This is a genomic window from Ruegeria sp. BC8 (assembly GCF_056535705.1).
The window spans coordinates 1089270-1111986 of the sequence record NZ_JBQFIV010000001.1 but is presented as its reverse complement, the minus strand read 5'-3'; the positions used below and the strand labels follow the sequence as shown (position 1 = coordinate 1111986).

General features: G+C 59.5%; 22 protein-coding genes. 11 read left to right on the top strand and 11 right to left on the bottom strand.

Annotated elements, in window-relative coordinates:
* Positions 1–6: 6 nt before the first annotated feature.
* The 5 genes from ubiV to ACR3EK_RS05665 are packed head-to-tail and all read right to left on the bottom strand — an operon-like array spanning position 7 to position 3519.
* Positions 7–918 (bottom strand): ubiquinone anaerobic biosynthesis protein UbiV, encoded by a 912-nt coding sequence (gene ubiV / locus ACR3EK_RS05685; RefSeq protein ID WP_170357487.1) that lies wholly within the window; start codon positions 916–918, stop codon positions 7–9.
* A gap of 4 nt (positions 919–922) precedes the next feature.
* Positions 923–1921, bottom strand: coding sequence for a ubiquinone anaerobic biosynthesis protein UbiU (ubiU, locus tag ACR3EK_RS05680; protein ID WP_480632899.1), 999 nt, complete (start codon positions 1919–1921; stop codon positions 923–925).
* On the bottom strand, positions 1918–2445 hold the full coding sequence (gene ubiT / locus ACR3EK_RS05675) for a ubiquinone anaerobic biosynthesis accessory factor UbiT (RefSeq protein ID WP_170371605.1): 528 nt from the start codon (positions 2443–2445) through the stop codon (positions 1918–1920). Before ubiT ends, ubiU begins: the two co-directional genes overlap by 4 nt.
* 48 nt (positions 2446–2493) lie before the next feature.
* Positions 2494–3027 (bottom strand): DUF2478 domain-containing protein, encoded by a 534-nt coding sequence (locus ACR3EK_RS05670; protein WP_480632898.1) that lies wholly within the window; start codon positions 3025–3027, stop codon positions 2494–2496.
* 12 nt (positions 3028–3039) lie between these two features.
* Positions 3040–3519: a hemerythrin domain-containing protein gene (locus tag ACR3EK_RS05665; protein ID WP_480632897.1), complete on the bottom strand. Its 480-nt coding sequence runs from the start codon at positions 3517–3519 to the stop codon at positions 3040–3042.
* Positions 3520–3625: 106 nt separating this feature from the next.
* Between ACR3EK_RS05665 and ACR3EK_RS05660 the strand changes: the two genes are divergently transcribed.
* The 3 genes from ACR3EK_RS05660 to ACR3EK_RS05650 all read left to right on the top strand — a co-directional run bounded on the left by ACR3EK_RS05660 (position 3626) and on the right by ACR3EK_RS05650 (position 6307).
* Positions 3626–4054 (top strand): RrF2 family transcriptional regulator, encoded by a 429-nt coding sequence (locus tag ACR3EK_RS05660; RefSeq protein ID WP_480632896.1) that lies wholly within the window; start codon positions 3626–3628, stop codon positions 4052–4054.
* 254 nt (positions 4055–4308) lie between these two features.
* A complete protein-coding gene (locus tag ACR3EK_RS05655; protein WP_480632895.1) occupies positions 4309–5190 on the top strand; it encodes an AraC family transcriptional regulator in 882 nt (293 codons plus the stop codon).
* 139 nt (positions 5191–5329) lie between these two features.
* Complete coding sequence (locus tag ACR3EK_RS05650) at positions 5330–6307, top strand: oxidoreductase (protein WP_480632894.1); 978 nt, start codon at positions 5330–5332, stop codon at positions 6305–6307.
* Positions 6308–6444: 137 nt separating this feature from the next.
* Here ACR3EK_RS05650 and ACR3EK_RS05645 read toward each other — a convergent pair whose 3' ends face one another.
* Positions 6445–7278 carry a DeoR/GlpR family DNA-binding transcription regulator gene (locus ACR3EK_RS05645; protein WP_170363732.1) on the bottom strand — a complete coding sequence of 278 codons (834 nt, stop codon included), beginning with the start codon at positions 7276–7278 and terminating at the stop codon, positions 6445–6447.
* Between the two features lie 169 nt (positions 7279–7447).
* Here ACR3EK_RS05645 and ACR3EK_RS05640 point away from each other — a divergent pair, with 169 nt between their 5' ends.
* The 4 genes from ACR3EK_RS05640 (at position 7448) to ACR3EK_RS05625 (ending at position 13208) form a co-directional block, all read left to right on the top strand.
* Positions 7448–9109, top strand: coding sequence for a Na/Pi cotransporter family protein (locus ACR3EK_RS05640; RefSeq protein WP_480632893.1), 1662 nt, complete (start codon positions 7448–7450; stop codon positions 9107–9109).
* 194 nt (positions 9110–9303) lie between these two features.
* Entirely contained in the window at positions 9304–11229 is a 1926-nt protein-coding gene (locus tag ACR3EK_RS05635) for a DUF3604 domain-containing protein (protein WP_480632892.1), read from the top strand.
* Between the two features lie 150 nt (positions 11230–11379).
* Positions 11380–12210, top strand: a complete 831-nt coding sequence (locus ACR3EK_RS05630) for a peptidyl-prolyl cis-trans isomerase (RefSeq protein ID WP_480632891.1) — start codon at positions 11380–11382, stop codon at positions 12208–12210.
* Positions 12207–13208 (top strand): HupE/UreJ family protein, encoded by a 1002-nt coding sequence (locus ACR3EK_RS05625; protein ID WP_367647507.1) that lies wholly within the window; start codon positions 12207–12209, stop codon positions 13206–13208. Before ACR3EK_RS05630 ends, ACR3EK_RS05625 begins: the two co-directional genes overlap by 4 nt.
* Positions 13209–13225: 17 nt before the next feature.
* Here the strand turns inward: ACR3EK_RS05625 and ACR3EK_RS05620 are convergent, their stop codons facing one another.
* From ACR3EK_RS05620 to ACR3EK_RS05605, 4 genes are read right to left on the bottom strand one after another with little or no spacing between them, the layout of a single operon-like run.
* The gene (locus tag ACR3EK_RS05620; RefSeq protein ID WP_480632890.1) at positions 13226–14149 is read right to left on the bottom strand and encodes a 2-hydroxyacid dehydrogenase; all 924 of its coding nucleotides are present in this window, start codon (positions 14147–14149) and stop codon (positions 13226–13228) included.
* The gene (locus ACR3EK_RS05615) at positions 14142–14990 is read right to left on the bottom strand and encodes a fumarylacetoacetate hydrolase family protein (RefSeq protein ID WP_170371507.1); all 849 of its coding nucleotides are present in this window, start codon (positions 14988–14990) and stop codon (positions 14142–14144) included. The genes ACR3EK_RS05620 and ACR3EK_RS05615 overlap by 8 nt, the downstream gene beginning before the upstream one ends.
* 11 nt (positions 14991–15001) lie before the next feature.
* On the bottom strand, positions 15002–16798 hold the full coding sequence (locus ACR3EK_RS05610) for an IlvD/Edd family dehydratase (protein WP_480632889.1): 1797 nt from the start codon (positions 16796–16798) through the stop codon (positions 15002–15004).
* Positions 16795–17553 (bottom strand): SDR family oxidoreductase, encoded by a 759-nt coding sequence (locus ACR3EK_RS05605; protein ID WP_170371322.1) that lies wholly within the window; start codon positions 17551–17553, stop codon positions 16795–16797. Before ACR3EK_RS05605 ends, ACR3EK_RS05610 begins: the two co-directional genes overlap by 4 nt.
* A gap of 194 nt (positions 17554–17747) precedes the next feature.
* Here ACR3EK_RS05605 and ACR3EK_RS05600 point away from each other — a divergent pair, with 194 nt between their 5' ends.
* Positions 17748–18632, top strand: a complete 885-nt coding sequence (locus ACR3EK_RS05600) for an NAD(P)-dependent oxidoreductase (protein ID WP_480632888.1) — start codon at positions 17748–17750, stop codon at positions 18630–18632.
* A complete protein-coding gene (denD, locus tag ACR3EK_RS05595) occupies positions 18629–19597 on the top strand; it encodes a D-erythronate dehydrogenase (RefSeq protein WP_480632887.1) in 969 nt (322 codons plus the stop codon). The genes ACR3EK_RS05600 and denD overlap by 4 nt, the downstream gene beginning before the upstream one ends.
* On the opposite strand, the gene ACR3EK_RS05590 is transcribed toward denD, so the two are convergent.
* Positions 19594–20244 (bottom strand): GntR family transcriptional regulator, encoded by a 651-nt coding sequence (locus ACR3EK_RS05590; protein ID WP_170389667.1) that lies wholly within the window; start codon positions 20242–20244, stop codon positions 19594–19596. The two genes, denD and ACR3EK_RS05590, sit on opposite strands and share 4 nt — an antisense overlap.
* Before the next feature lie 198 nt (positions 20245–20442).
* Here ACR3EK_RS05590 and ACR3EK_RS05585 point away from each other — a divergent pair, with 198 nt between their 5' ends.
* Both ACR3EK_RS05585 and ACR3EK_RS05580 read left to right on the top strand, forming a co-directional pair.
* Positions 20443–21456, top strand: coding sequence for a TRAP transporter substrate-binding protein (locus ACR3EK_RS05585; RefSeq protein WP_480632886.1), 1014 nt, complete (start codon positions 20443–20445; stop codon positions 21454–21456).
* Positions 21457–21534: 78 nt separating this feature from the next.
* Positions 21535–22704: a mandelate racemase/muconate lactonizing enzyme family protein gene (locus ACR3EK_RS05580; protein ID WP_480632885.1), complete on the top strand. Its 1170-nt coding sequence runs from the start codon at positions 21535–21537 to the stop codon at positions 22702–22704.
* Positions 22705–22717: the final 13 nt, after the last annotated feature.

Genomic DNA, 22717 nt, shown 5'->3' with positions numbered 1-22717 from the left:
TTCCGATCATGCAAGGGACGCCTGGGCTATCCTGCGATAGCCGGCTTGACCGTGATAGAACCCATTGCTGAACGGCGTATCTGCACAAACCTGCCGCAACCGGGCTTCGGCCGCCTCGGTCGACATGCTTTGATCCAACAGCGCCCGGTAAACCTCAGCGACGGTGACCATGTCGACGGCCTGCGGCATCAATCGCAGATGGCTCACACCATCGGCAACCAGTTGGGGCAGTTCCTGCAGCAGGATCAGATACCCTTCGGATTGGGTCTGGATCCCGTTGATGCGCAGGATCGGCTGCTCATCCCTCGTACGCAGTGGCATCCCGTCGGGGTCTTCTTCGCAGACGAATTGGCAATTGTCCTTTGTCCGCCCGTGCGAGCGCGCGTGATAGCACCGCGCCGAAACGGCCAGCGACGCCCGGCCAAAGACCTGCACTTCAACCCCGAGACCCAAGTCGCGCGCCATTCGCGCCGCGACGGCGATCGAGGGCGCTGGCAACTCGGTGGGCAGGCAGACATGCGTCGCCCCCTTTGACGCCATCCAGCGGATTGTGGCCTCGTTATAGGCATTCATGAATGGGCCGATGCGATGCGGTCGCGTACCGCGTGCATACAGTCCCGCAGCGTTGTTGATTTCGATCTCGGGCGACTCCATCTCAGACAGGTCTTCGGTGGCCTTGCGCTCTCGCTTCAGCATCACTTCGGCCAAGGAGGACAAAATCACCTTTTTGCCCGCCCGTTCGAGCCTTTCGATAATGGACGGCAGGTCAGCCTCTTGGAACGGGGCGCGTTTTGAACAGATGACCTCGCCCAGATAGACCTCATCCACCGGAGCTTCGTCGGCGACACGCGCATAGAAATCCCGGCGTTGGTCGGCCGACCAGTGATAGGCGATCGGGCCCAATGTAAGTTTCGTCATCGTTTCACCGCCATTTCTTCGTGGCAAAAGCGCCTTGCGTCTGTTTCTGACCCTCGGTCAGTGCGATGAGGTTCCCGATATCCGCTTCGCGACCCGCCCGGATATCGTCGACAGCGTTTCGAAATGCAGACACCACGGACTGGACATAACTCTTGGACCTTTGCCGCCCTTCGATTTTGAACGCATGCACCCCGGCATCGATCAACTCAGGCAGAAGGCGGGCCAGGTTCAGGCTGATCGGTTCCTCGAACGCATAGTACCCGTCCGGACGATGTGCGACCTGATAGCGGCCTTTGCAAATCGTCGGATAACCCGCCTTCTCATCTGGCCCGAACCGATCGATGGTAAAGCCGGCCAACTTCGATGACATCGAACCATCGGCATCGCGCACGTACTCCACGTCGGACGCCGGCGAACAAGCGCCATCGAGGTTCGTGGACTGCCCAGTCAGATAATTCGTCAGGCTGCAGCGCCCTTCGACCATCAGACCGTGATTTCCGAAGATGAAGGTTTCGATCTCACAGGGGATTTCTTTTCGGATCTGCCGGATCTCGGGAATGGTCAAAATACGGGGCAGGACCACGCGTTTGACACCGAAATTCTCGCAATAGTAGCGGATCGCCTCGGGTGACGACGCTGCAGCCTGTACCGACAGGTGCAAGCGCATCTGTGGATGGGTTCGGGCGATGTAGTCGGCCACGCCCATATCAGCCACGATGAAGGCATCAACGCCGATCCGCGCACCGGTGTCGGCAGCGTGCCGCCAAAGGTCGACCTTGCCCGCCGGGGGATAAGTGTTGAGTGCCAGAAGGACCTTGGCACCCTTGGCATGGGCATAAGCGACCGCCTCCTCCAATTCCTGCGGCGTGAAATTCAGCCCCGGAAAATTCCGGGCGTTGGTGGCGTCCTGAAAGCCGCAATAGACGGCGTCGGCCCCGGCATCGACCGCTGTGCGCAGGGCAGCGGGAGTTCCGGCGGGGCATATCAATTCGGCGAGGCTCATGAAGCAGTCGCTCCTTCTACTTCTTGGTAATTTCGGCGCAACCGGGACAGGATCGCGCGGCCAGGCGGGCCGAACATGTCCGCAGCCTCCTGAGCGATGGATCCATCCATGTCGTCCAATGCATTGCGCAAACGGACGACGGCCTCGGTATCTCCAGTGATCTCCAGATCGCGTGAGAAAAAGGCCGCGTCGCCGTCCTGTTCCGCATCAACCAGCTCCAACAGCAGTAGGAACCGCCCTCGGATAATTGCTGTTGCGTCAGGCAGCATCGACCGCGGTACGGCACGAAAGCTCAGGTTCTGAGGATCTGGACGCAGATGCAGCGCGAACGGCAGCTCGATCGGGTCGATCAGGAAATCGGCGCTTTGATACGGGCCAAGTCGGGCAAACAGCGCAGGATGTTCCTGCGCGACCCTACGGACCACACGTGCGAGAATGGGCTGAACCGCCAAGCAGGCCAAACGCGAGACGACTGCCTGTCCCGGCGGCCTTGGCCTGTTCGATGTCTGTGTTGGGCTCACCATATGCTGCATGTACTGCCTCATCCGTTTGGCTGTTGTATTTGTGCGGGTTCAACCCGGTGCCGCCGTGTTTCGGCCTTGCGCGATGGAGCATCGGCACCATTCGACCACAACGTCCTCGATGGGCGGCAGGAGTTTGGCGGTTCCACCGGCAAACTGATCGAAGGCGGCGCGATGGGTTTTGCTCACGCCGATCAGGACCGGAATTTCCCGCGCCAAGGCCTCGGCAATGAGGGTGCGAAATCCGCGCCCCTCGGCCTCGCTGAGACCAAATTTGTTCAGCAGAACGATGTCGCAACCGTCATCTCGCAACCGAGCGGTCGCGATGCCGACCACGTCTTCGATCGCACCGGCGTCCATGCGACACGCGCCTGAGCCTGAACCCAGATCCTGCGTGATCCGGATATTGGGGCCATGCGGCAGCAGTCCAAGCGTTGTCTCACAAAACTGGGCGCCAGTATCCGGAATGTTCACACGCAACGCTCCGAGCAAGCACAGACCTTCTTCCTGCAATCGCGCGGCCACTGTCGCCAGCAAATGATCCGTTCCGCCTGCCTCACTTGCGTCGACACCTGCAAGAAGCATGATTGATCCCCTCTACCGTTCGAACCGTGGAAACAGGACCCGGTTTTCAAGCATCATGTGCCGGTCAAGATCCGCCAAAAGGTTCCGCAGCCCATCGTAAAGCCGTCGCCAAGACCCGCAGGCATGTGCGGGCGGTGTCAGGTCATGGGTGATATGCCGGATCAGAGCGATACTCTCGGCGTGGCCATCGTGATCGGCGCGCATAACCCGGATCGGGTTTTCGATCCCTTCCATGCCGCCCATGCGCATGGCGGGGAACAGGACGATCTCTTCTTTTGCCATGTGCGTTTCCATTTCGGCCGCCAGTTCGGCCAGCGCGCGGACCAACCCTCGGGGGGCTTGGGGGTCGTCTCGGTGAACCAAGGCCACGCGTTCGGCAAGATGTTGAAGCTGTTCAAGCTCGGTCCGGTGTGTTTCGTGATACCGTGTGAGGATGTGATCAATCAGAGCGTCTGTCTCAAGATCAGCTTCGTGCATATCGAAGTTCGTCATGGTCCGTGCTTTCAGGGTTCACGACCCGAGCATCTCGAATCGGAATTTGATTTGCGCATTCTGTTTTGCTAATACGCATAGAAAATACCGATTGGAAAACGCGACCATGCGCCTCACCTCATTCACTGACTATGGTCTCCGCATTCTGATGCGGCTGGCTGGCAGCCCGGACCGCCCGTTTTCAACCGGCGAACTGGCGGTTGAATTCAAGGTGTCACGCGCCCATCTCGCCAAGGTCATTTCGGCGCTGGCCAATGCCGGATACCTCAAAACGCGGCGGGGCGGTGGCGGCGGGGCTGTCCTGTCTCGCCCGGCGTCGGACATCCGCTTGGGCGACGTAGTGCGCACTCTGGAGACCGGGCAACCAATCGTTGAGTGTTTCTCGGCCGATGGCAGTGCGTGCACTCTGACTCCAAGCTGCCTTTTGAGGGATCGACTGAAGCAAGCCGAGCAAGCGTTTTTTGACGACCTGAACCGGGCAACACTGGCTGATTGCATCTATCGTCCGCCATGGGAGATTTCGGCGGCGGAATAGCAGCCGGTCTGCCCCTTCGGACAATTCGCCCGGGTTCTCTCAGCACCAATCAGGCTGCGACCACGGTTACCTTTGTACCTAGACCGGTCAGATCAGTTGGCCCCAATCTAAGTAAGGGTGGTCAACCGCACGTCTCTGGAAATTCAGCAGGCTGTTTCTCCGGCGGGCTTGCCTGATCCTCCGAATGTCAGACCGAAACTCTTGTGCGGAAAAATGCAGGTTATAGTCTTTGCAGACTGGCCGGAGAGATCCCATTGGAACTGCAGACACTCCTTGACGACGCCAAGGCACTGATTACCGAGGCCCAGCTGGATGACGGCTTTTGGCCCTGTGGTGTGCGAGACATGGTATTGGCGCAGACGCGCCAATCCAAACGACCGTCATGCTCGGTCGTTGAGCCCATGATCGGGCTGGTGCTTCAGGGCAGCAAGTCGGTACAATACGGAACCGAGCATGTCCGCTATGACGCAGGGGACGTCATTGTCGTTGGAAGCGCCCTGCCAATGGTCTCGGGCCTTGTGGATGCCTCGCCCGAAAACCCCTACATCGCCCTGTATCTCGGCATCGACATGCGCGTATTGCGGGGCGTCTACACCGACATGGGCGGCACCTCGCTGGACGATGCAGGTCCGGCCTTGGAAAGCGGTCAGGCCGACGCGGAAGTCATTGATTCATTTGCACGTCTTTTCCGTTTGCGCCGCGATCCGATCGCAGATCAAACGCTGGGTGCCGCCGCCGTCCGCGAGGTTTATTTCCGGGTTCTGCGCAGCGACAAAGGGCGCGCACTGCGCCGTATCATCCGCGCGGACAGCAAGGCCAACCAAGTCGCCAAGGCAATCGCGCATATCCGCAAAGAGTACCGCTCGACGATCAAAGCCTCGGACTTGGCCGCGATCTCGGGCATGAGCGCGTCGGTATTCTATGACGCCTTCAAACGGGTGACGGCCAACAGTCCGCTGCAGTTCCAGAAAGACCTACGCCTGACCGAGGCCTTCCAACTGCTTCAGCAGACGGGAACGCCTGTATCGAGTGCTGCACATGCAGTTGGGTATGAAAGCCCGGCCCAATTTAGCCGTGAGTTCGCCAAGAAATTTGGCGTTCCGCCCCGAGAACTGACCCGGGATCACGTGACCTGAGCTGCACGCTTTGCTCTTGGGTTTCGGAGAATCGAGCAAGAGTTGAGGAGGAAGCTCTGTGTCCCACCCGAGGCGGACAGGTTAGGTTCATCCATGATGCAACCGGGCGATGTTGCCCCCGAAATCGCAAGGATACCTGATGGCAGTTCCCGACCAAGTTCCTACAAATTCAGGATTTCACGCAAAAAGCACGGCGGCCGAAGTGCTGGCCGATATCGACCTGACCGGAAAGACCGCAATCGTAACCGGTGGCTACAGCGGCATTGGCCTCGAAACCGTCCGCGCCCTTGCCGACAAGGGGGCCGCGGTGATCGTTCTCGTACGGTCGGAAGCCAAAGCGCAAGAGAGCCTGGCGAGCGTGGGTGGCAACGTCAGAACCGCACCGATGGACCTGGCGGATCTGGGATCAGTCCGACGGTTTGCCGAGACGGTATCCAGCGACCTGCAAAACCTGGATCTGCTGATCAACAACGCCGGGATCATGGCGTGCCCCGAGGCCCGTGTTGGACCCGGTTGGGAATCCCAATTCGGTATCTGCCATATGGGCCACTTTGCCCTGACCAAGTTGCTGCTGCCGCTTTTGGAGCAAACGCCGGGCGCGCGGGTCGTTGCTCTTTCCTCGACCGCACACAAGATTTGCGACGTGCATTGGGATGATATCCAGTTCGAAAAGAAGGACTACGACAAATGGCAGGCCTATGGCCAAGCAAAAACCGCAAATGCGTTGTTTGCCAACGCCCTGTCCCGCCGTTTGGCAGAGACCGGCGGTTTGGCGTTTTCGGTACACCCCGGTGGGATATTCACCCCTCTGCAACGGCACCTGCCGAAGGAAGAGATGATCGCACTGGGTTGGCTGAACGAGGATGGCGAGCCGTCCGCATTGGCCAAGGAGGGTTTCAAGACGCCCGAACAGGGCGCGTCAACAACGGTTTGGGCGGCGACTTCGCCAAAGCTGGTTGGCAAACCAGGAGTGTATTGCGAGGACGCCGACATTGCTGCCCCGACCGACCCCAACAGCCCGACGGCCCGATATTTTGGGGTCAACGCACACGCCTGCGATGACGCATCAGCCGAAAAGCTGTGGGACATAAGCGAACGGTTACTGCAAGAGGCCTGATACCCACGCAATCCGGTCGGGATGATCCCGGCCGGACTACGCTTCTTAGGGATAAGGCAGCGCCAAGGTTTTAGACCGCAATTTCGCCCCCTGGCCCTCTGCGCTGCCGGTCCCGGCCCGGGCTGGACCTCAACGGTTCAGGCCAAAGCCTGCTCGGGCGCAGGATCGGCGATCAACAGTTCGACATCTGCCACGCTCAGCGCCACAGCCAACTGGCTTGGCGGGACCGTGTCGACGATCAACGTGTCCAAATCCGACAGTTCACACACTTTGTGCAACTGCTTCTGATTGAACTTCTGGGCATCCAGCAGAAGATGGCGTTCTGCAGAACGGCCCAGCATCGCGCGTTTGACGGCGGCGATATCACCGATCGGCTCGCTGGGGCCATCATCGGACAATCCCGACGCGCCGATCATGCAGCGATCGACGTTGAACCGGCCCAGAAACTCCAGCGTTTCGTAACCAACGACGGCAGCCTCGGCGGCAAGATAAGCACCGGGGCAAACAATCACCTCGGCCGCGCTGCCGCCCAGTGTCACGGCCACCGGAATAGAATTCGTGATGACAGTGCAACGTATGTCGCGATATGCCAATGAGCGCGCCAGTTGAGCGGTTGTCGAGCCCGAGTCGATCATGACCGTCTCACCTTCACGCACAAGGCCAGCGGCGGCGTTTCCTATCCGCTCGCGTTCGGCAACCCGGGCCGCATTGCGCTCGTCCAGGCTAAGATAATGCCCTTGCACCGGCGCCGACGCGCCACCGTGCGCACGCGCAATCAGGCCATCTTCGGCCAGCGCGTCAAAATCCCTGCGGACGGTCTCGGTGGATACGTCGAAACTGCGGGCCAGATCACTGATGCGCACATGCGGGCGCAGCTTGAGTTCAAGCAGGATACGTTGGCGACGATCGGACTTTTTCAGCCGATCCCGCCCTTTCTTGCTGTGTTTCTGACGAGTTTTGGCCTTTGACATCCTATTGCCCCGGCTAGACGACATTCAATTTCTGTGGCGTTTACCTCATTTTTGCAAATATTTTGTTGCATTGCCCTCAAACTGGTGATGAAAATCGTCGGACTCACCCCATTGTGGAAGGCAGAATGTTGGCCATGCAACGGCGCAGCGCAAACAAGGTATTGAACGCATGATCGTGCTGGCCACCCATCTGGCGGCCGGCGTCGCCCTGCTTTTGTGGTCTGTCCGGTTGATCCGGACCGGAGTGGAGCGAGCGTTCCTGCCCGAGTTGAAACGCGGCCTTAAAATTCTGTCCGAAAACCGAGTGTCCGCTGCATTGGGCGGCGGTATGGCAGCGATGCTTATGCAAAGTTCGACTGCAGTTGCATTGATCGGAGCCGGATTCGCGGTATCGGGCATGCTGGCCCCACCCTCGGCCCTTGCGCTGCTGCTGGGGGCGGAGGTGGGATCCGCCCTCATGGCAAAGGTGCTGACCTTGCCCGTCCAGGCGGTGATGCCATTCGCATTGCTGGTCGGCGTCGTGGTGTTTTTGAAAGCCGGACGACGGCGGACGAAACAAATCGGGCGCATCATCATCGGTTTTGCCCTGGTGCTGTTGTCGCTTGGGATGATCCGCGAAGCCACAGTGCCAATCGGGTCCAGCCCAATCGTTCAAAGCATTGCCGCATATTTTCAAAGTGACTTGATCAGCGCCTATGTGGTCGGCGCAATTCTGGCGTGGCTCATGCATTCCAGCCTTGCCGCGGTGCTGACCTTTGCCACATTCGCGGCGTCAGCACTGGTTGGCGGCACGGTGGCCGCCGCACTGGTCATCGGTGCCAATCTCGGTGGCGCCGTGATCTCATTCGCCCTGCTCTGGTCTCAGGAACGCCCGGCCAAGTTGATCGTCCTTGCCAACCTGGTGGCTCGGGCCTGTGTCACTTTGGTGGCGCTGGCCCTGCTGCTGACCGGCGTACTGAACATATCCGCGTTCGGCACAGCGCCCGGTCAACAGGTGGTGATGCTGCACATTGCGATGAATGTCGCCCTTCTGGTCGTTGCGCTGCCATTCACCAACCTGCTGATCCGGTTGGCCGACACGTTCGTTCCCCGCCACTCCAGCATCACCGCCGACAACGTGACGGCATTGGACCCCAGCGCACTGGACCACGTGCCTCTGGCGCTGGCCTGCGCACAGCGCGAACTGCTGCGCATGGCTGAAACGGTTCAGGCGATGCTGGTGCCGACCATTCACCTGTTCCGGAACTGGGACCCCGAACTTGCCCGCACCATCGAATTGCGGGAAAACGATGTCGACCGCATGCATTTTGACATCAAGATCTACGTCTCGCGACTGCGGGAAGGCGATCTGACACCTCAGCAGGAGAAAAAGACACTCGAGCTGGTGTCGATGGCCAACAATCTTGAAGAGGCCGCCGACCGGATCGCGGTCAACCTTGTGGCGCTGGCGAAAAAAATGGCTGACGAGGGCATTACCTTTTCCAAGGAAGGTCTGACCGACATTGAACAATTCCACGATCAGATCACAACGAACGGCCAGTTGGCTCTGAGCATTCTGACCACCGGCGACGCTGAGGCGGCCCGCCAATTGGTGGCCGAAAAGGATCGCATCCGGATCGAAGAACAATACCTGCAGGAGCGACACCTGAAGCGCCTGCAAAGTCGGGGTCCGGCCAGCATCGAGACAACCAATATCCACCAGGAGACGCTGCGCCTATTGAAGCAAATCAACGCGGCGCTGGCCTTTGTGGCCTACCCGATCGCCGAAGAGACGGGCGATCTTCTGGAAAGCCGCCTGGCCAAACCGCGCATAATCTCGGACGCACCTTAGTCACGGCGCTCTTCGGATCGTACGTCAAGAGACCGGCGGCGAAAGCTCCCGCCCTTCCGTGAGTACAGGGTTTTCTGGCTTCCTGAACCCGGCAGAATTGACAGTCGGCCCCACTCGCATGCTATCGTCATATCAGAATGTTATGACATAAAACTGTTTCTTTGAATTCGAAGCTGTTGAATTGGGAGGTTCTCATGCTGCGACTCTACGTCTGTTCAATGCTGCTGACACTCGGCCCGGCAGGCGTTCTCGCCGACGCTGTGCCGACCAAGGAAGCCGCAGAGGGAACCTTTGCCGAGCGTCCGTTCTCGCCCTATGCCAACCGGACATTCCCGGAGCGCCCTCTTTGGGGGGACACGCACCTGCACACCGGGTTGTCACTGGACGCCGGAACGTTCGGGAACACGCTGCTGCCGGATGACGCCTGGCGATTTGCCAAAGGCCAACAAGTCATCTCGTCGACCGGACAGCCGGTTCGGCTTGCGCGCCCACTGGATTGGATGGTTCTCACGGATCACACCGACCTGATGGGGTTTGCCCCGGACCTGCAGGCCGGAAAGCCGGGGGTCTTGGCACATCCCAAGGGTCTGGAATGGTACGAAGGATACTCTGCGGGCGGAGACGAAGCTGCCAAAGCGGCGTTCGACATCATTTCCAATTTCTCGCAGATGACCCTTCCGGAAGACCTGCTTGAATCATACAGCCCCGGAGCGGACGCCTTTGCGTTTACCTGGGAACATATCGTGATGGCCGCGGAACGGCACAACGACCCGGGCAATTTCACAGCGTTCATCGGTTTCGAATGGACCTCGGTGCCCAAGGGATTCAACCTGCATCGAAACGTCATGCTGCGCGATGGCCCGATCCGTGCGCTGCAGATGGTGCCGCCGGTCACGCAGCCGCCCTATGGGAACACGGATCCGAAGGCACTTTATGAGTGGCTCGAGGAGTACCAGGCCAAGACCGGAGGCCGTGCCGTTGCTTTCGCGCATAACGGCAATCTGTCGAACGGCTGGATGTTCCCGACCGAAGACACCTATCACGGCGGCAAGGTGGATGAGGAATACGTACAGAACCGCGCCAAGTGGGAACCGCATTACGAGGTCACCCAGATCAAGGGTGACGGCGAAGCCCATCCTTATCTCAGCCCCGACGACCCATTTGCCGACTATGAAAACTGGGATGTCGGGAACCTCGATATCTCCGAGCTGAAAACCGATGACATGCTGGCCGGCGAATATGCGCGTGAGGCGCTGAAGCGTGGGCTGATGCTTGAAGAGAAATTCGGCGTGAACCCCTACAAGTTCGGGATGGGCGGCGCGACAGACAGCCATACGTCGCTGGCCACGGCCGAGGAAGACAACTATTTCGGCAAATCCGTGAGCGCCGAGCCCTCGGCTACGCGCGTTCTGCACCCGTTTGTCGAAAGCGATCTGGGCGCCTTTGAGGGGCATACGCTGGTCGCATCGGGCTATACCGCAGTCTGGGCGTCCGAGAATACGCGCTCGGCCATTTTCGACGCGTTCAAGCGACGCGAGACATACGCCACGACCGGGCCTCGCATCGGGCTTCGTTTCTTCGGCGGATGGGATTTCGATGAGTCCGACCTGCTGACGCGTCTGGTGGCCGATGTGGGATACACCAAAGGGGTGCCGATGGGCGGTGACCTGCGTCCGCCCGAGGGCGAAGGCGCACCGACTTTCCTGATCGGCGCGCTGCGTGACCCCGTCGGTGCGAACCTTGATCGAGTTCAGGTCGTCAAGGGCTGGTTGGATGCAGACGGCGCGCTTCAGGAAAAGATCTACAACGTGGCCTGGTCCGACGATCGCGCGCTGGATTCCAATGGCAACCTTCCCGAAGTCGGCAATACCGTCGATCTGGACACCGCCAGCTGGAGCAACTCGATCGGCGCATCGGAATTGGTGACCGTGTGGACGGATCCCGACTTCGATCCCGACGCACGGGCATTCTACTACGTGCGGGTTCTGGAAATCCCGACCCCGCGCTGGGTGCTGTACGACAAGCTTCGTTTTGGAATCGATCTGCCGGCCGAGGCCCAGCTGGTCCATCAGGAACGGGCGTATTCGTCACCGATCTGGTACACGCCTGCCAGCGAATGAACCAAGACCGAAACCGGGGGCGCGGGACCGCGCCCTTGGGCCGGGGTCGTTGCAGCAACATCTTCACCCCAAATTGAAATCGGCAATTTGACATGACGGGCCGTTGGGATCAACGATCGGGTATCGAATTGCCAGCAGGTCAGATCTTTCATGCGCTTTTACAAAGAACCGCTGTTCCACTTCATTCTGATCGGGCTGGCCATTTTCGGCTGGTTCTATCTTGTATCCGACGAGGCCGAGCCCCCGGAAGAGGCCGAAACGATCACAATTGACAGCGACGACATCGCGCTTTTGAGAACACGGTTCGAAGCCAGCTGGAAACGCCAACCCACCGACGCCGAGTTGCAGGCGCTGGTCGATTCTTGGACCCGCGAAGAAATTCTTGTGCGCGAGGCCCGAAAGCTTGGATTGGACCGTGGTGATCAGGTGATCCGGGCCCGCCTTGCCCGAAAAATGGAGTTTCTGACCACCGCAATTGCATCCTCGGTCGCCCCCGAGGAGGCTGTTCTACAAGAGCATCTGGCCCAGAACGCAGACCGCTTCACGACCCCTACACTGATCGCGTTTGATCAGATCTATCTGGGTGAAACCCCAGACCCGGGCGTTGCCGACGATACTCTGCAGGCGCTGAACGGTGGCGCGGATTGGTCCAGCCTTGGCGTTTCGTCCTTGTTGGCGCGGTCGATGCCACTGACAGCCCCGGGTGCAATCGACACAACCTTTGGTCGCGGGTTTGCGTCACAGCTTGACGGGAGCGAGCCGATGATTTGGATCGGTCCGATAAACTCGGGATACGGGCAACATCTTGTCCGCGTGACCGAAGCAAAGCCCGGTTATCTTCCGCCGCTCGCCGAGATCTACGACTCCGTTTTGAACGATTGGCGCAGGGCGACGGCTCAGGATCTGGCGCAGGCTCAATACGAAAGCCTGGCCGCCCGATACCGGGTCGAGACACCCGAATCCACAGAGGGCGGCTCGTGAAAACGGTCTTCTTTGTTCTGCTGGCTTTCTGGCTGGGCATGGTTCCGCAATTCGGCCGAGCACACGCGCTTGACCCCGGCTATCTGGACCTGAATGAACTGGCGCCGGGCACCTGGAGAATCCTTTGGCGTATTCCCGACGTGAACGGACAACCCATGGAGATCGATGCGGTTCTGCCCGACCATTGCGCGCCGGCAAATGGCCCGGAGCCAACAGCGGAAAACCAGGCTTGGGTGTCTTCTTGGATTGCAGAATGTGATGCCGAAATCGCGGGCCATGTTGTGGCCATTGACGGGTTGGAGCGCCAGCAGAACGATGTCTTGCTGCGCGTTCGACCGCTGAACACTGAACCCGTGACGCTCAGATTTACGCCTGATGAGGCCGAATTGATGGTTCCGGCGGAGCCTACGATCTGGTCGGTTTTCAGCAGCTACTTTCTGCTTGGGTTCGAACACATTTTGGGCGGCTGGGACCACCTGTTGTTCGTTTTTGCGCTTTTTGTTCTGGTGCGGAACCCATGGCGGTTGGTCGGTGCGATAACCGCGTTCACAGTCGCGCATTCGCTGACGCTGGCGATGGCGACGCTTGGGTTTCTCAACGTGCCCGCCGGCCCCGTCGAAGCCGTTATTGCCTTGTCCATCGTATTCCTTGCTCTGGAAATCCTGAGGCACAAAGAGGGCGAGCTGCGGTTATCCGAGCAATACCCGTGGATCGTCTGCTTCAGTTTCGGCCTGCTGCATGGGCTTGGCTTTGCCGGTGCTCTGGCTGAAATCGGCCTGCCTTCGCAAGAGATCCCTGCAGCGCTGCTGGCTTTCAACATCGGCGTTGAGGCCGGTCAGCTTGCCTTTATCGCAGTGCTCGCGCTTCTGATTGCGATGTGGCGCCTTATCGCGCCACGGAACGCCGGTTGGGTGACCCACTTGGCCACCCCCGTAACAGGCTATGCCATCGGCTGCATATCGCTCTATTGGCTGATCGAGCGGGTCAACGGGTTCTGAGCGCCCAAGCGGTCAATTCACAGATCTTTGCATTCTGGCACGGCGGTCAGAACCGATCCGTCCTTGAGATGTTGCAACAGATTGTCGACCGTCAGATCACCCATCGCGGCACGCGTTTCGACAGTAGCACTGCCCGCATGCGGCAACAGAACCACGTTTGGCAACTCGCGCAACGCTTGTGGAACGCGAGGTTCATCCTCGAAAACATCCAGCCCTGCCCAGCCAAGCGCACCGCTTTGCAGCGCTTCAATCAAAGCTGCCTCGTCAACGACGGACCCGCGGCTGACATTGATCAGCGTGCCCCTGCCCCCCAACGCCCGCATCACCTCGGCGTTGACCAGCTTGTTGGTCGACGGCCCGCCCGGTGTTATGCAAATCAGCACATCCACGTGTTCGGCCATGTCGACCAGATTGTCGAAATACCGGTATGGCACATCCTTGGAACTGCGGGTGTGATAGGAGATTTCGGGCGACCACGGCGCCAGTTTGTCGGCAATCGCCTGGCCGATACGGCCAAGCCCCAGAATTCCAACCTTTTGATTGTCGGCTGATCGGGTCAAAGGGGCATTGCCTTCTGTCTCCCACCGTCCCGATCGGACGTATTCATGGTCGCGAACAAGCTCTCGGTAGCAGGCCAGCATCACCAGAACGGCGGTGGTTGCGACCTCGTTGTTAAGCACATTCGGGGTGTGCGTGACGACAACTCCGCGGGCTGCAGCAGCCGTTGCATCGACCGCATCATATCCAACCCCATAGACGCTGATCATCTTCAGGTTTGTCAGTTGGGCCATCAGGTCGGGCGGCACGCCGTCATGTCCGTTCGTGACCACATGGGTGATGCGCGCGGCATCAAAATCGTCCAGCCGGCGAATATCAAATGCGGCGGACAGCCGATCTTTCATCCGGTCGGTAATCCCGCCGATCTGCAACAGCTCAGTCATCCTGACTGACCTTCTGCCGCTGCAAACCCAGCCCGTCGATCCTCAGGTCCATCACGTCGCCCTTCTTCAAATAGACCGGATCGGGCTTGATCCCCATGCCGACCCCGGGCGGTGTGCCGGTCGAAATCACGTCACCGGGATGAAGGGTGAACAACTGGCTCAGATGCTCGATGATCTCGGCAACGGTAAAGATCATGGTGGCCGTGTTTCCGGTCTGCATCCGCTGACCGTTCACGTCCAGGGACATGCCCAGCGCCTGAGGATCGGGAACCTCATCGCGGGTGACCAGCCACGGACCGGTCGGACCGAACGTGTCGCAGGACTTGCCCTTGGTCCATTGTCCGGTCAGTTGCGTCTGGAAATGCCGCTCGGACACGTCATTGACGATGCAATAACCGGCGACATAGTCCAAAGCATCGGCCTTGGAGACGTATTTCGCCGTTTTCCCGATCACCACACCCAACTCGCATTCCCAATCGGTATGGGTGGACCCGCGCGGCATCACAACGTCATCATAAGGCCCCACGATGGCGGAATTTGCCTTGAAGAACAGGATCGGATGCTTGGGAATATCCGCGCCCGTTTCGGCAGCATGGTCCGAGTAGTTCAGTCCGATGCACAGAAACTTGCCGATCTTGCCCACGCAAGCTCCGATCCGCGGATCCCCTTCAACAATCGGCAGGCTTTCGGGATCAATTGCGCGCAGCCTGTCCAGCACGGCGTCGCCCAGCGTTTCACCGGTGATATCGGTGACATGGGCGGACAAATCCCGCAATTGACCCGCAGAGTCGACCAACGCAGGCTTTTCCGACCCTGCGGCTCCGTAGCGAACAAGTTTCATTTCGGTTCCTTTTAGTGATTGTCCCGCGGCAGGAATTGCCGCGCGATGTCCCTGAATTTGTCGGCGCCCTTCAGCGTCATGCCGCGATCCAGACGATCGACCTTCTCGCGGAAGATCTCCTGCCACGGTGACTGGTCGGGCGGGACCGAATAGCCACCTGCAGCTTCCAGTTCGCGGGCGCGTTCATGCAGCTCCTCCAGCGGAACAAGCATATCCGCCGTCCCTTTGCCCAGATCGATGCGCAACCGGTCGCCATTTCGCACCAGCGCCAGCCCGCCGCCTTCGGCCGCCTCGGGCGAGGCGTTCAGGATCGACGGGCTTCCGGACGTGCCGGACTGGCGCCCATCACCGATGCAGGGCAGCGCCTCGACCCCTTGTTTCAACAGGTATGAGGGCGGCCGCATGTTCACCACCTCGGCCGCGCCCGGGTAACCTTTGGGTCCGGCCCCGCGCATGATCAGGATACAGTCTGCATCGATGTTTTCTGCCGGATCATCGATGCGGTGATGAAAGTCCTCAGGCCCGTCAAAAACGACCGCCCGGCCCTCGAATGCATTGGGGTCATCCGGGTTCGACAGGTAGGCCTCGCGGAAAGCGGACGAGATCACCGATGTCTTCATGATCGCGCTTTCGAACAGGTTGCCCGAGAGGTTGATGAACCCGGCCTGATGCTTGACCGGATTTCTCACCGGCTTGATCACGTCGTCGTTCAGCGACCGGCGTGTCCGGCAGTTCTCGCCCATCGACCGGCCGTTGACCGTCAGCGCATCGGGGTTGGGCAGCAATCCGGCATCAATCAACTCACCGACCACGGCAGGGACACCGCCGGCGCGCTGGTAATCTTCTCCAAGGTATTTCCCGGCCGGCTGCATGTTTACCAGCAGCGGTACGTCGTGACCCAGGCTTTGCCAGTCATCGTTGTTGAGAGGAACGCCTAGGTGCCGGGCGATCGCGTTCAAATGGATCGGCGCGTTCGTCGATCCACCGATCGCCGAGTTGATGACGATCGCATTTTCAAATGCCGCCCGCGTCATGACATCGCTTGGGCGCAGATCCTCCCACACCATCTCGACGATGCGCTTGCCGGTTTCATAGCTGATCTGTCCGCGTTCCCGGTACGGGGCCGGTATCGCGGCGGACCCGGGCAGTTGCATTCCCAAGGCTTCGGCCAGCGAATTCATCGTGGTCGCCGTTCCCATCGTGTTGCAATAGCCAACCGAAGGCGCCGAAGCCGCCGCGATTTCCATGAACTCATCAGTGTCGATCTCACCGGCAGCAAGGTCTTCCCGAGCCTTCCAGATCACGGTTCCCGACCCCGCGCGTTCACCCTTCCACCAGCCGTTCAGCATCGGGCCGACCGACAGAGCGATTGCGGGGATATTGACGGTGGCGGCCGCCATCAACAGCGCCGGCGTGGTCTTGTCGCAACCGATGTTTAGCACCACGCCGTCGATCGGGTAACCAAACAAGCTCTCGACCAGCGAAAGATAGGCCAGATTGCGATCCAGCGAGGCAGTGGGCCGCTTACCCGTTTCCTGAATCGGGTGCACCGGAATTTCGATGCACGTGCCACCAGCCGCGATGATCCCGTCGCGCACACGTTTGGACAATTCCAGGTGGTGGCGGTTGCACGGGCTGAGATCGCTACCCGTTTGCGCAATGCCGATGATTGGCTTGCCGGATTGAAGCTCGGCGCGGGTCAGGCCGTAATTGAGATACCGTTCCAGATACAGCGCGGTCATCTCGAGGTTGTCCGAGTTCATGAACCATTTCCGCGACCGCAGATCGTCCTTTGTTATCTTCGTCATTGGCCTGACCACCCCCCATCGATTATGTGTGTATGTCCTGTGGTGAAAGCACTCTCATCGCTTGCCAGGTAGACGACCAGTGCCGCTATTTCTTCCGCCTTGGCGACGCGGCCCATGGGCTGGCGGGCCACGAACTGCGCCATGGCTTCTTCCCTGCTGCCCAGTTCTTGGGCCAAAGCCTCGACCCGATCGCGCCAACTGGGGCTGTCGACCGTTCCGGGGCAGATGCAGTTGCAGCGGATGCCCTTCGTGATGAAATCAACCGCAACCGATTTCGTCAGCCCCACAACCGCAGCTTTGGTCACGCCATAGACAAAGCGGTTGGGCGCGCCGATGATCGACCCCAGAGCGGAAGACATGTTGATGATCGAGCCGCCGCCCCGTTCGACCATCCTCGGCAGCACAGCCTTCGTTGTGCGCATCATGGACCGCACATTGAGGTCCATCGCAAAATCCCACTCTTCATCGGTGGCGTCCAGGATGGTCCCGTGATGCACGAAGCCCGCACAATTGAACAACACGTCCGGATTTGCCCGCTCAGCCCCCTGAGCGACGCTGGCGTCATCGGTGACGTCCATCTCGAAAATTTCGATATTTTCGAGATTCTCGGACCGAATCGAAGAAAGGTTTTCGAGGTTGATATCCGTCGCAAACACCTGCGCCCCTTCGCGCGCCATTGCAATTGCGCTGGCACGACCGATACCCTGTCCGGCGGCCGTCACAAGGACGCGCTTCCCCACAAGTCTTTCTGACATATGTAAAATTTACCTTTCACTACTTGCGATCAAACACCAGGGCCCCGGGCCCGAGTGCGACCGGGCAGCACCAAAAAATTCTGCACGGAAACGCGACAGGCTTTGGCGCAGGAACTTGATGCCGTTAGCGTATGACAGAGATTTTGGTTTGGCTATAACCATGCGTGGTGCGGCCCGAAGGAGGACAAGCAAGCATGAGTGAACAGCGCAAAGTGACCCTTTTGGGCACCGGCCTAATGGGGGCGCCGATGGCACGAAACCTGCTTGCGGCAGGCTTTCCCCTGACCGTTTGGAACCGTAGCGCCGAAAAGGCACGGCCATTGGCGGACCAAGGTGCCACGGTTGCAGACACCCCGGCCCACGCGGTTGCCCAAGCCGATGTGATCGTGACCATGCTGGCCGACGGATACGCAACCGGCGCGCTGCTGGAAGACCCTTCCTTTTGCGACCAGTTGAAATCTGGTGCCGTCTGGATCGACATGTCCAGTGCCAAGCCTGAACATGCCCGCGCGCAGTCTGCCCAACTCGAAACCCTCGGCCTGCGGCATCTGGATGCCCCAGTCTCCGGTGGCACCAAGGGGGCCGAGGCGGGCTCGCTGGCGATCATGGTGGGCGGCGACGAGAAGGTCATGCGGGAGGTACTGCCAATCCTGTCCGCCATGGGGCGCCCCGTGCATGTCGGCCCCAGCGGCGCCGGACAATTGTGCAAACTAGCCAATCAGACAATCGTGGCCGTCACGATTTCCGCCGTTGCCGAGGCAACCCTGCTGGCCGAACAAGGTGGCGCAGACCCGGCTGCTTTGCGCGCCGCGCTTCGCGGTGGGTTTGCCGACAGCGTGATCCTGCAGCAGCACGGGGAACGCATGTCCAACCGGGACTTCGTTCCCGGCGGACTCTCGAAGTTTCAGCTGAAGGATCTGGACAACACCTTGGCTGAGGCGCGCGGTCTGGGCCTGGAACTGCCCAATACGCAAGCCGTACGCGACCGGTTCGAATACCTGATAAACGAAATGGATGGGGCCGAGCTGGATCATTCTGCGCTCTACCTCGAACTCAGAAAACGGAATGGCATGTCGTGACGCATATCCTCATCATCGGCGGCGGTGGAATGCTGGGGCAGAAACTGGCGCATCACATTTCGGCCGAACAGACCTTTGGCCCGGACGCCCGTGTATCATTGTTCGACCTTTCATTTCCGGCCGAGGGTGCACCGGGAGAAAAAACCGTTGGCGACATCGCGGTCCCAAACTCGGCCAAGCTTCTGGCCGCTCAGCGCCCTGACGTGATCTTTCATCTGGCCGCGATTGTCTCGGGTCAGGCAGAAGCTGATTTTGGCCTTGGTTGGGACGTCAACCTGATGACGACCTGGGCACTGTTGAACGCATTGAAGGACGAGCATGACGCCACCAGCGGCGCCTACCGCCCGCGGCTGGTCTTCGCTTCGTCCATAGCCGTCTTTGGTGCCCCTTTCCCCGCAAGGATCGACGATGAATTCCTGTGCGCCCCTCTGACCAGCTACGGGGCGCAGAAGGCTGCGTCCGAGTTGATGATTTCCGACTTCAGTCGAAAAGGATACATCGACGGCATCTCCCTGCGGCTGCCGACGCTGTGCGTGCGGCCCGGCAAGGCGAATGCCGCCGCTTCCTCCTTCTTTTCGGGTATCATTCGAGAGCCCCTGAACGGGCTTGAGGCGGTTCTGCCGGTCGACGACACCGTTCGCCACTGGCACGCCAGCCCTCGGGCAGCGGCAAGATTTCTGACCCGCGCGGCCGATCTTGATACGAAGCTGCTGAACGACCGGCGCGCCCTGAACATGCCCGGCATCAGTTGTACGGTCGCCGAACAGATCGAAGCTCTGCGCACTGTCGCCGGTCAAGACGCGGTCAACCTGATCAAACATGTTCCCGACCCCGACATAGAGCGCATTGTCAAAGGCTGGCCACGCGACTTTCAAACCGACCGCGCGCTCGAGCTGGGCTTCCGCGCAGAGTCGAGCTTTGAAGATATCATCCGCGTTTATCTTGAGGATGACTTCCGCGCTTAGTCGCCCATCGTCTTGCCTGTCAGATGACGCTTGAGGTGGTCATGAATCTTCTGCTTGGTCAGTTGCTCATCGCCGGACAATGCGGCCTCGAGGATGTCGGCGTGATGCCGGATGTTCTCGGAGATGAACTCGAACCGCCGGTCCGCCACCATCAGCTGCTGCCGGAATTGCGCGTAAATTCGGCCGTGCATCTGCTTCAACGTTTCCGATCCGCAGGCCGAGATCAGCGTTTGATGGAATTCCTTTTCCGAAGCAAACCAGATCTCGATCAGCTCGCTGGGGTCGTCGGTGGCATGAATGCGCTTTTCGATATGGCTCAGCTTGTGATGCGCCGCGGTCAGTCTGGCTTCCCAATCCACCCCGCCGTTGCGGATCGACATTGCGGTGCCCTCTCCCTCCAGCAAAACGCGGATGTGGGTCAGCTCGATCAGTTTTTGCGGTGAACGCTTCGGGACGCGAAAGCCCTTCTGCTCCTGAAAGTCCACCAAACCCACCGATGACAAACGAAAAAGAACTTCGCGAACCGTGCTGGCCGAGCACCCATAGTCCTTGCGCAACTCTTCGGCCCGAACCTTGGCACCATGCTCGAATCCGTTCGAGATCAGACGCATTTTAAGGTGCTGATAAATATCTACTTCTTCATTCATTCCGGTTTGCACCTTTCAGGTCTGGCCACTTAGTGTCCTAATCATATTTTCGATTTATTGCAAGAATCTCGAAATTCTTGAAAATTTCATATTTTACTTGTTGCATTCGATTCGACCGCTTAACGTCTAGCAGCGTGTCGACAAGGGAGGCGGCAAGATCTCCCACCCGGCGCACTGCTCAACGTCTGGGAGGACAATATGAAAATAGTCAAGACAGCGGCTGTTGCGGCCGTAGCAACGACGATGGCGGCCGGTTTCGCGGTGGCTGAAACGACCAAGCTGAGAATTCAAACCCATTTCTCGCCCGAGACGCTGTCCGGGCAGATGGCGGCAAAATACGTCGAAGACATCCAGGAAATGTCGAACGGCGAGATCGAAGTCGAGATGTTCTACTCGTCCTCGGTGGTCAAATCGGTCGAAACCTTCGATGCCGCGGCGACAGGCATCCTCGACTGCGACATGACCGGCGGCGGCTATCAGACCGGCAAAAACCCGGCCTTCCAGTTCGCGGGCGATCTGCTGGGCGGTTATCAGAACCCCTATCAGCAAATGGCATGGCTGCTGCACGGTGGCGGCAGAGATGCCGTCAATGACCTGTACAACGGCTACGACATGGAATTCATCGGCTGGTGGATCCCGGGGCCGGAATCTCTGGCCTCGACCAAGCCGATCGCCAAGGTCGATGACTTCAAAGACTGGAAATTCCGTTCGCCCCCGGGCCTGGCCACTAAGGTCTTTGCCGAGTTGGGCGCATCGCCGATCGTGATGGACTTCAACGAAATCTTCACCGCTCTGGAAACCGGCATCATCGACGGCGCGGATGCTGCGAACCTGACCAACAACGTGGGTCTGGGTCTGTACGAAATCGCCAGTCACACGAACTATCCCGGCTTCCACTCGATGCCCGCAGACCATCTGGCCTGCCGCAAGGACGTTTGGGACGCGATGCCTGCACATCACAAAAAGATCATGGAAGTCGCGATGGACAGCCTGGCGCTGCACAATGCGACGATCAACGAAGTGCAGAACGCTCAGACCGCCAAGGACCTGAAGGCCAAAGGCGTTCAGCTGTATGAGTGGTCGCCGGAAGATCTGGCCGCCTACCGCGCAGCCGTTCAGGTCGGGTGGACCGAGTTCGCCACGACCCCAGAGGCCAAGGCGCTGTTGGAAAGCCACATCAACTTCCTGCGCGATCTGGGCGCAATGCAATAATCGGGCTTCGGCCATTCAACGACAATCGGAAAGGCCGTGCTGACGGCCTCTCCGAATGTGCCCGGGACCCTGCATTTCATGAAAATCACCAAGATCACCAGCCATGTACTGCAGTACAAGATGCCCGAAGTCCTGGGGTATTCGCAGCAGTATTATGACAAGCGCACAACCCATCTGGTCGAGGTTCAAACCGACGAAGGCGTGACCGGCTGGGGAGAGTGTTTTGGCCCCGGCAACGTAGCAAGAGCCAACAAATCCATCGTTGAACAGGTCATTCAGCCGATGGTTCTGGGGCTGGACCCTTTGGACAAGGACGTGATCTGGCACAAGGTGTACAACCTTCTGCGAGATCATGGGCAAGGCGGAATGCCGATACAGGCGCTGTCCGGCGTGGACATCGCCCTTTGGGACATCGTCGGCAAGGTGGCCGGTTTGCCGCTGCACAAACTCATCGGCGGCGCGCATCGGACAAGCGTTCCCTGCTACGGCTACGGGATGATGCTGCGGGATGAGCCGATCGCCGACCTTGCCGCCCGGTTCAAGGACGAAGCCGCAACGATCAAGGACATAGGGTTTGTCGCCACCAAGATGAAGACCGGGTTCGGACCCAAACCGGACGTGCAGCTCTGCGAGGCGGTGCGTCGCGGGGTTGGCGAAGACTTCCCCTTCATGGTCGACGCAAATCATGCCTACACGACCTCGGACGCGTTTTATGTGGGCCGCGCCTTGGAAGAGCTTGACGCCTATTGGTTTGAAGAACCGGTGGCCCCTGAGGATCTTGATGGCTATCGCGAACTGCGCGCGGGGCTGAAGGTCAATATCTCCGGCGGCGAGGCTGTGTTCAATCGCTGGGCATGGCGCGCGCTTCTCGAAAACCGCAGTGTCGATATCGCTCAGCCCGAAGTATGCGCGTTGGGCGGAATCTCTGAGTATCTGCGGGTACTTGCGCTGTGCCACGCACACTTCGCCCCGGTCGTCAATCACGTCTGGGGAAGTGCGGTTGCTGTGGCCACCAACCTGCATCTGCTCGCGGCAATGCCGGCAATTCCGGGCGGTCTGCACCCTTGGGAACCGATGTTGGAATTCGACACCACGGACAACAAGTTTCGCGACGATCTGCTGTCCGTTCCGCTGGAGATACAGAAACAAGTCAAGGCCAACAAAGGCCGCGTGACGATCCCGACCGGCCCCGGACTGGGTGTCGAGCCGGACCTGGAATTTATCGATCACCACCGGATCGACGGATAAGGACGAGGGCTAC